The sequence below is a fragment of the Pseudorhodobacter sp. genome (assembly GCF_030452865.1).
Taxonomy (GTDB): Bacteria; Pseudomonadota; Alphaproteobacteria; order Rhodobacterales; family Rhodobacteraceae; genus Pseudorhodobacter.
This window is the reverse complement of the sequence record NZ_JAKDLJ010000157.1, coordinates 1-7,729: the sequence shown is the minus strand read 5'-3', so window position 1 is coordinate 7,729 and position 7,729 is coordinate 1. Positions and strand designations below refer to the sequence as shown.

At 58.6% G+C, this 7,729-nt stretch carries 7 protein-coding genes and 2 pseudogenes; 4 read left to right on the top strand and 5 right to left on the bottom strand.

Annotated features, from left to right (window positions below):
- A pseudogene (gene rnd, locus L0H65_RS10535) lies at positions 1–1,059 on the bottom strand (ribonuclease D); the annotation flags it as partial.
- A gap of 223 nt (positions 1,060–1,282) precedes the next feature.
- Positions 1,283–1,771 carry a peroxiredoxin gene (locus L0H65_RS10530; protein WP_301458846.1) on the bottom strand — a complete coding sequence of 163 codons (489 nt, stop codon included), beginning with the start codon at positions 1,769–1,771 and terminating at the stop codon, positions 1,283–1,285.
- 115 nt (positions 1,772–1,886) lie between these two features.
- On the opposite strand from L0H65_RS10530, the gene L0H65_RS10525 reads away from it, so the two are divergent.
- The 3 genes from L0H65_RS10525 to L0H65_RS10515 all read left to right on the top strand — a co-directional run bounded on the left by L0H65_RS10525 (position 1,887) and on the right by L0H65_RS10515 (position 4,413).
- Positions 1,887–3,089, top strand: a complete 1,203-nt coding sequence (locus tag L0H65_RS10525; RefSeq protein ID WP_301458844.1) for an NAD(P)/FAD-dependent oxidoreductase — start codon at positions 1,887–1,889, stop codon at positions 3,087–3,089.
- Positions 3,089–3,655, top strand: coding sequence for a 16S rRNA (guanine(966)-N(2))-methyltransferase RsmD (rsmD, locus tag L0H65_RS10520; RefSeq protein ID WP_301458842.1), 567 nt, complete (start codon positions 3,089–3,091; stop codon positions 3,653–3,655). The genes L0H65_RS10525 and rsmD overlap by 1 nt, the downstream gene beginning before the upstream one ends.
- Before the next feature lie 107 nt (positions 3,656–3,762).
- Complete coding sequence (locus L0H65_RS10515; RefSeq protein WP_301458840.1) at positions 3,763–4,413, top strand: HAD family phosphatase; 651 nt, start codon at positions 3,763–3,765, stop codon at positions 4,411–4,413.
- 117 nt (positions 4,414–4,530) lie between these two features.
- Here the strand turns inward: L0H65_RS10515 and map are convergent, their stop codons facing one another.
- Both map and epmA read right to left on the bottom strand, forming a co-directional pair.
- Positions 4,531–5,343 carry a type I methionyl aminopeptidase gene (gene map, locus L0H65_RS10510; RefSeq protein ID WP_301458839.1) on the bottom strand — a complete coding sequence of 271 codons (813 nt, stop codon included), beginning with the start codon at positions 5,341–5,343 and terminating at the stop codon, positions 4,531–4,533.
- Positions 5,344–5,594: 251 nt separating this feature from the next.
- On the bottom strand, positions 5,595–6,641 hold the full coding sequence (gene epmA, locus L0H65_RS10505; protein WP_301458837.1) for an EF-P lysine aminoacylase EpmA: 1,047 nt from the start codon (positions 6,639–6,641) through the stop codon (positions 5,595–5,597).
- A 103-nt stretch (positions 6,642–6,744) separates the two neighbouring features.
- On the opposite strand from epmA, the gene efp reads away from it, so the two are divergent.
- Positions 6,745–7,311 (top strand): elongation factor P, encoded by a 567-nt coding sequence (efp, locus tag L0H65_RS10500; RefSeq protein WP_301458836.1) that lies wholly within the window; start codon positions 6,745–6,747, stop codon positions 7,309–7,311.
- 151 nt (positions 7,312–7,462) lie between these two features.
- On the opposite strand, the pseudogene L0H65_RS10495 reads toward efp, so the two are convergent.
- Positions 7,463–7,723: pseudogene (locus tag L0H65_RS10495) on the bottom strand (integrase core domain-containing protein); the annotation flags it as partial.
- Between the last annotated feature and the right edge of the window lie 6 nt (positions 7,724–7,729).

Here is a 7,729-nt window from a genome sequence, read left to right as displayed (position 1 = left end):
GCCGGCCAGCGCCGGAACCTTGCGCTGCCCCGCTGCGATCAGGTCGAGTTCGGAGGCGGAAGCAATCAACTTCGAGGCCACCCCCAAATCTTCGGATTTTGTCTACAAAACCACGCGCAGCAGATCGCCCAGAGCCGGCTTGACCTGCACCTGATCCTTGATCGCGTCGATCTTCGGCAGATCTTCGGCCTTTGCTTCCACGCCCGACTTGACCGCCGCCAGCAAACCATCGGCAATCTCCCCCCGCCGTGCCTCACGCAGCAACAGGCGGGAACGGCCCAGTTCTTCGACATTGGTGGGTTTGGTGGAGGCGAGTTCCAGCAGCGCATCATCCTTGATCACACGGCTTCGCGGCACGTTATTGCCTTGTGCATAGACTTCACGAAACTCTGCCAGCGCCTTGACGATGGCCAGAAACCGCCCCGAGTGGGTGCGCGTCTTGATGCGCTGCCAAGCCTCGGCAGGGCGCACGGTATAGGTTTCAGGGTCGGTCAGTACCGCCAACTCCTCCTCCACCCATTTTTGGCGGCCACTTTTGGCGATCTGTTCGGCCAGGCTTTCATAGATCACGCGCAGATGCGTCACATCGGCCAGTGCATAGGTCTGTTGCGCATCGCTTAACGGGCGGCGGGACCAATCGGTAAAGCGGCTGGTCTTATCCAATGGGTGATGTGCGATCTTGCGCACCAGGGTCTCATAGCCGACCTGTTCGCCAAAGCCGCAGACCATCGCGGCCACCTGAGTATCGAACAACGGCTTGGGAAAGCAGTTGCCTTCGACAAAGAAAATCTCCAGATCCTGCCTGGCCGCGTGGAACACCTTGACCGTCGCCTCATGGCGAAAGAGGTCATAGAGCGGTTCCAGCGACATTTCCTGCCCCTCGATCGGGTCGACCAGCACCGCATCCCCGTTTTCACCGGGAAGCGCCATCTGGATCAGGCAGAGTTTCGACCAATAGGTGCGTTCTCGCAGAAATTCGGTGTCGAGGGTTACATAGGCTTCGCGCTTGGCAGCCTCACAAAAAGCGGCGAGGGCTTCGGTCGTGTTGATCGTTCTCATCAGTATCCTGCTGTCGGCATGTCGCACGGGGTCATCCCGCCGCATCGCTATAGGCGCGCAATGCGGCAAAAGAAAGCCCTGCACCGAAAATGGCGCAGGGCAGTCGGGCCAAAATCTGAAAATCGGTCTTGTCCGTCATTCGGTGTTGGCCGAATCTCGGCGTTGAAGCTGAGCCCGCGCCGTGTCGCGGCGCAGCTTTGAATCACATCCGGCGCAAAATGTGTCAGATCGCCGCCAGCAACGCCTCACCACCAGAGGTTTCGCAAGTGCCGGGGCTTTCCTCTTGATGCAAAACCTTGATCACGCCGTTTTCCGCCATCAACGCATAGCGTTTGGAGCGCGACATCAGGCCAACCGGGGGCGCATCAAACGTCATGCCCATCGCCTTTGCGAATTCGGCGGTGCCATCGGCGAGCATGGTTATCCCGGCCTCATCCGCGCCGGTGGCCTTGCCCCATGCCTGCATCACGAACGGGTCATTGACCGAAACGCAGATAACCTCCTCCACGCCCTTTTCAGCAAATGCCTCACGGGTGCGGATGAAACTGGGGACATGGGCCGAATGACAGGTCGGCGTGAACGCCCCCGGAACCGCAAAGATCACCACTTTGCGTCCCCGTGCCAATTCGGCGATATTGACCTGCTCCGGCCCCGAAGCGCCCATCCGAACCACATTTGCTTCCGGCAGTTTGTCTCCTACAGAAATCGTCATCGCTTTTCTCCTCGTGCGTTGCATATCCGTTGTCTCAAGATATACGCTCCGCGCAGGCACCCGACCAGAGGCTGCTCTGCAAATAAACCGGGGTCCGGGATCGGAAGGGCGTAAAATGAAGCAGATTATCGTCATCGGGGCAGGACAAGCCGGATCGTCGCTTGTTGCCAAGCTGCGCAGTCTGGCCAGTGATGCCGCCATTATGCTGATCGGGGCGGAACCGCACCCACCCTATCAGCGCCCGCCGCTGTCAAAGGCCTATCTCTTGGGGGAGATGACGGCAGATCGTCTCCATCTTCGCCCGGAATCGTTTTACGCCGATCAAAACATCACGTTGCGTCTGGGCCAAACCGTCAGCGCAATTGATACCAAGGCGCAAACCGTGACCCTGGGGGCCGAAGTGTTGCGCTATGACGAGCTTGCACTGACCACGGGTTCCACGCCGCGTCGGTTGCCAGCCGCCATCGGTGGTGCTTTGCCCGGCGTGATGACCCTGCGCGATTTGGCCGATGTCGATGCGATGCGGCCCTATTTCTTGCCCGGCAAGCGGATTGTCATCGTCGGCGGCGGCTATATCGGGTTGGAGGGGGCGGCAGTCGCGGCAAAGCTGGGGCTTGATGTGACGGTGCTGGAAATGGCACCCCGCATCTTGCAACGCGTCGCCTCCCCCGAAACCTCGGATTATTTCCGCGATCTTCACCGCGCGCACGGCGTCAAAATCCTTGAGTCCACCGGGTTGGAACGGCTGATCGGAACCGATCATGTCACAGGTGCGCGGCTGTCCAGCGGGCAGGAGATACCGGCGGATATCGTTATGGTGGGAGTTGGTATTGCGCCCGACACCAGTTTGGCCGAAGCGGCGGGCTTGCTGCTGGAGAACGGGATTGTGACCGATGCCCAAGGCCGCACCTCGGCTCCGCATGTCTGGGCTGCGGGGGATTGCGCCAGCTTTCCTACAGAAGGCGGGCGGATGCGGCTCGAATCGGTGCCACATGCGATTGATCAGGCGGAACTGGTGGCGGAAAACATGATGGGCGCAAGCAAGGACTATCTGCCGAAGCCGTGGTTCTGGTCGGACCAATACGATATCAAACTGCAAATCGCGGGGTTGAATACCGGCTATGACCGGATCGTGACCCGGAAAACCGAAGGCGCAACCTCGTTCTGGTATTTCCAAGGTGAACGGTTGCTGGCCGTTGACGCGATGAATGACCCGCGTGCCTTCATGGTCGCCAAGCGCCTGCTCGATATGGGCAAGTCGCCCCAGGCGGATCAGGTTGCCAACCCGGAAACCGACCTCAAATCCCTGCTGAAATAATGCGGATCATTGGTGGCAGCAATCGCGGCACGCATCTGGCCGATGTGGGAAGGGGTGACGTGTCGGCGCATTTGCGCCCCACCTCCGACCGGGTGCGCGAAGCGATCTTCAACCTGCTGATCAATGGGCGGTTGGACGGTGGGCCGAACCCCGTGACCAACGCCCGCGTGCTTGATCTTTTTGCCGGTACTGGTGCCTTGGGGTTGGAGGCGCTGAGCCGCGGTGCGGCCCATGCCACTTTCGTCGATGACGGCAAAGCGGCGCAGGGGCTGATCCGTCGTAATCTGGAAATCACGCGCCAGACCGCCGCGCAGATATTGCGACAGGATGCAACCCGGCTGCCCCCGAACCCGGCTGCCCCCTATACGCTGGTCTTCCTGGACCCGCCCTATGGCATGACGATGGGGGAGGCGGCGTTGACCGGCGCGATTGCGGGCAATTGGATTGCGCCGAATGGCTTGATTGTGTGGGAGGAAAGTGCCTCGATCACCCCGCCAGCCGGGTTGCTGGAGGTCGACCACCGGAGATATGGCGATACCTCCGTCACGATCCTGCGCACGCCGTAACCGCTATGCGTGGCGACATGGCCTTGCAAATCCGGACTGACACAGCCATTTTGATCATTTGATAGAACAGGCTGAATGGTCCGTGTCACCGGAAGAAATACCGCGATATGCCCATAAAAGCCGTGCTCTTTGATTGTGATGGTGTCCTCGTTGATAGCGAGCGTACCACTTTTGCGCTGCTGGCCACCGACCTTGTGGCGCATGGTCTGCATCTGAGCCAATCCGAGATGGAGACGCGCTTTCTGGGTGGCACCATCTCTGGTCTGTTCAGTGCTGCACGGGATCTTGGCGCAAATCTGCCTGATACATGGGTTGATGATTTCTACACCCGGCTCTATGCCTGTCTTGCCGAAGGCACTGCGCTGATCTCAGGCGTACCAGAGGTGTTGGATGCGCTGGACGCGGCAGGTATTCGTTACGCGGTAGGGTCCAACGGATCGGGCGAAAAGATGCAAATTACGCTTGGTCAGCATCCTGCGATCAAGGCGCGCTTCGGAGGACACCTCTATTCGGGCCAAACACTTGGATGTCCGAAACCCGACCCCGGCCTTTGGCTTCACGCCGCACGCGCCTTGGGCGTGACGCCGGATGAATGTGTGGTCGTTGATGACAGCCCAAGCGGTTGCCTTGCAGCGGCCCGTGCGAATATCCGCTGCTTTGGTTTGGCGGAACATAACAATGGCGCGGCTCTTGTCGCGACCGGGGCAGAGGTGATCCATCACCTGCGCGATCTTCCTGCCCGACTTGGAATCGCATGATCTGGCCTCATCGCAACGGCCCCGCCTTCATCTTGGTGAAAATACCTTGCAGGGGGTCCGGGGGCGGCACACGCCCCCGGCCATGCCCATCAAGTGCGGCCAAAAGACGCTGTGCGATCAGCCTTCGAATGCCGCTTTGTAAACACCACCCGGCGACAGGGTAAAAATCTCAGCCCCGGTCGCTGTCACCCCGATCGAATGCTCGTACTGCGCCGAAAGCGATTTATCGCGGGTCACCGCTGTCCAGTCATCTGCCAGAACTTTCGTTTCCGGTCGACCCAGATTGACCATCGGCTCAATCGTGAAAAACATGCCTTCTTCCAGCACCGCGCCCGTGCCCGCACGGCCATAATGCAGCACATTCGGTGCAGAGTGGAACACCCGCCCCAAACCGTGACCACAGAAATCGCGCACGACTGACATGCGCTGACCCTCAACATAAGTCTGGATCGCATTGCCGATATCGCCAAAGGTATTGCCCGGTTTTACCGCCTCAATCCCTTTCATCAGACTGTCATGGGTGACCTCGATCAATCGCTGCGCCTTGCGCGAACTCGTCCCGGCCACATACATCCGGCTGGTATCGCCAAACCAGCCATCGACGATCACGGTGACATCAATGTTCAGAATGTCACCATCCTTGATCACTTTGCTGCCGGGAATCCCGTGGCACACCACATGGTTGACCGATATGCAGGACGCGTGTTGATAGCCGCGATAGCCGATGGTGGCGGAGATCACGCCGCGCCTTTTCACCTCATCCGTGATAAAATCATCCAGCGCAGCGGTGGTCACACCGGGGACAACCAATGGGCCAACCAGATCTAAAATCGCCGCTGCAACCTTGCCTGCCGTCCGCATCCCGGCGAAATCGGAATCCTCATAGATTCGTATGCTGTCTTTCGTAATCCGTCCGCGCGTCTCTTCCACCGTAGCGATCCCGTATAATCCTTTGCCCCAAGTATAGGCTCTCAAGACAAAAATGGCCAGACCCTGCGCAAATCCGGTAGTGGGTCATTGTAAGTATCTATGTCGAGGCAGGTGTATGGGCCACGAGTTTTCGAGCCCAGTTTTACGCTGCCGTTGACAGCGTTGAACGTGAATCAGCGAAATCTGCCTGCAAATACCAAATATCAACGGGTCGGCAGTTGCTTGATATGTCGGGTGGAAGTCGAAACGCTTTAGGGAAGGGCCACTGGCGCCCAGATCACATGGTCAATCGTAGGCGCTGCGGTTGCCAGCATGACCAAGCGGTCAAAGCCCATCGCGATTCCGGCGGCATCAGGCATATGGGCAAGCGCAGACAGGAATTCCTCGTCAAGCGGGTAGCGGATGGCATAGAGGCGTTCTTTCTCATCCATTTCCGCAACAAAGCGTTTGCGTTGTTCGGTGGCGCTGGTCAACTCGCCAAAGCCGTTGGCCAGTTCGACACCGCAAGCGTAAACCTCAAACCGTTCCGCACAGCGGGGATCGTCGGCGCAGGGGCGGGCGAGTGCGGCCTCGGCAATCGGATAGCGGTCAAGCATCGTCAGGCGGCCATGGCCGAGACGCGGCTCAATCCGCTCGGCCAACACGCGGGAGAACAGGTCTGACCATGTGTCGCCTTCGGCAAAACCGATGCCTTGTGTGACCAGTTGAGCCGCCAATGCTGCCTGATCGGGCTTGCCCTGCGTTGAGAGTGTCGCGAGCAGGTCCATATTCGCGTATTGGCTGAACGCATCAGCAACCGACAGGCGCTCAAAGGGAAGTGCCGGGTCGCACTCAAAGCTCTTGTAGCGCAGTTTGTCGGTGCGAGCGGCGGCAACAGCGAGCTTTGCAAATGTGGCGCAATCGTCCATCAAGACAGAGTAATCCTGCCCGACGCGATACCATTCGAGCATGGTGAATTCCGGCGAATGCAGCGGCCCGCGTTCCCGGTTGCGCCAGACATGGGCGAAAGCGGCGATGCGGTTTTCCCCCGCAGCAAGCAGCTTTTTCATCGCAAACTCCGGCGAGGTGTGCAGGTACATCTGGTGCGGTGTGCCTTCGTTGCCGATTGCCTCGGTGCTGAAAGCGTGCAGGTGCGTTTCATTGCCGGGGCTGGTGACCAACGCGCTTGGGTCCACCTCGACGAAATCGTGATCCGCGAACCAGCCGCGCAGGGCGGCTTGTACCCGGTTGCGGGCCAGAAGGGCCGGGCGGCGACCTTCATGTCGCGATGGATGCCACCAGTTCAGCGTATTTGTCATGTTTTGCGCCTTTGATCTGGAGATTTCGGCCAGGATAGGCTAGAGCCTAGCGCCATCGGTCCGCGCATTAGGTGTGCGGCGTACAAACCACAAGGAAATTCGCGTGAAAGTTATCGCCTCCTCGCTGCGCAAAGGCAATGTTGTTGAGATGAACGACAAACTATATGTCGTCCTGACGGCTGAAAATTTTCACCCCGGAAAAGGCACGCCGACCACATCCGTTAACATGCGCGGAATTCTGGACGGCGTGAAGGTGACGGAACGCTGGCGCACGACCGAACAGGTGGAGCGCGCGCATGTCGATGAACGCAAATACAATTTCCTTTATGCCGACGGTGAGGGTTTCCACTTCATGGAGCCGGAAAGCTATGACCAGATTGCGGTGGGTGAAGACATCATCGGTGATGCGAAGGTGTTTCTGAAAGATGGGTTGGAAGTGTTCCTGAAAACCTTCAACGGCGCCTGTATCGCGATCGAATTGCCACAAAAGCTGGTGGTTGAAGTGACCGAGACCGAGCCAGTGGTGAAGGGCCAAACCGCGTCATCCTCCTACAAACCTGCGACCTGTGATGAACAAATCCGCGTCATGGTGCCGCCGCATATCGGGGTAGGCACGCGGATCGTGATCAATACCGAGGATAATTCCTATGTGGAACGCTCGAAAGATTGATTTCGGCGGGTGATTCCCCGAAAGTAAGCGGCTGCGGCCATAGAATTTTCTCGGCAGGATGCACGAGGAATTTTTGAATGATGATAACGAGAGATAGCAAAGCCGGGATCCTTGAATCGCTCCGGCTTCACCGGAGACCTACAGCTTCATTTCACGCGACCATATCGAGCACGTCGCGCTGTGCATAGAAGTTCTCTTCTGCCTCGGCTGGTGGGGTGTTTCCGATGGGCCCAAGCAGTCGACGGTTGTTGAACCAATCGACCCAGCCGAGGGTTGCCATTTCCAGATCCTGCATGTTGCGCCACGGACCTTGGCGATGGACCAGTTCGGTTTTGTAAAGATCGTTTATCGTCTCGGCGAGGGCGTTGTCATACGAGTCACCGACACTGCCGACCGACGGTTCGATGCCAGCCTATAC

Bases quoted from the DNA above. Each gene is read 5' to 3' on its own strand.
- L0H65_RS10530 (WP_301458846.1), bottom strand. From the start codon at position 1,771: ATGACGATTTCTGTAGGAGACAAACTGCCGGAAGCAAATGTGGTTCGG.
- epmA (WP_301458837.1), bottom strand. From the start codon at position 6,641: ATGACAAATACGCTGAACTGGTGGCATCCATCGCGACATGAAGGTCGC.
- L0H65_RS10515 (WP_301458840.1), top strand. From the start codon at position 3,763: ATGCCCATAAAAGCCGTGCTCTTTGATTGTGATGGTGTCCTCGTTGAT.
- rsmD (WP_301458842.1), top strand. From the start codon at position 3,089: ATGCGGATCATTGGTGGCAGCAATCGCGGCACGCATCTGGCCGATGTG.
- L0H65_RS10525 (WP_301458844.1), top strand. From the start codon at position 1,887: ATGAAGCAGATTATCGTCATCGGGGCAGGACAAGCCGGATCGTCGCTT.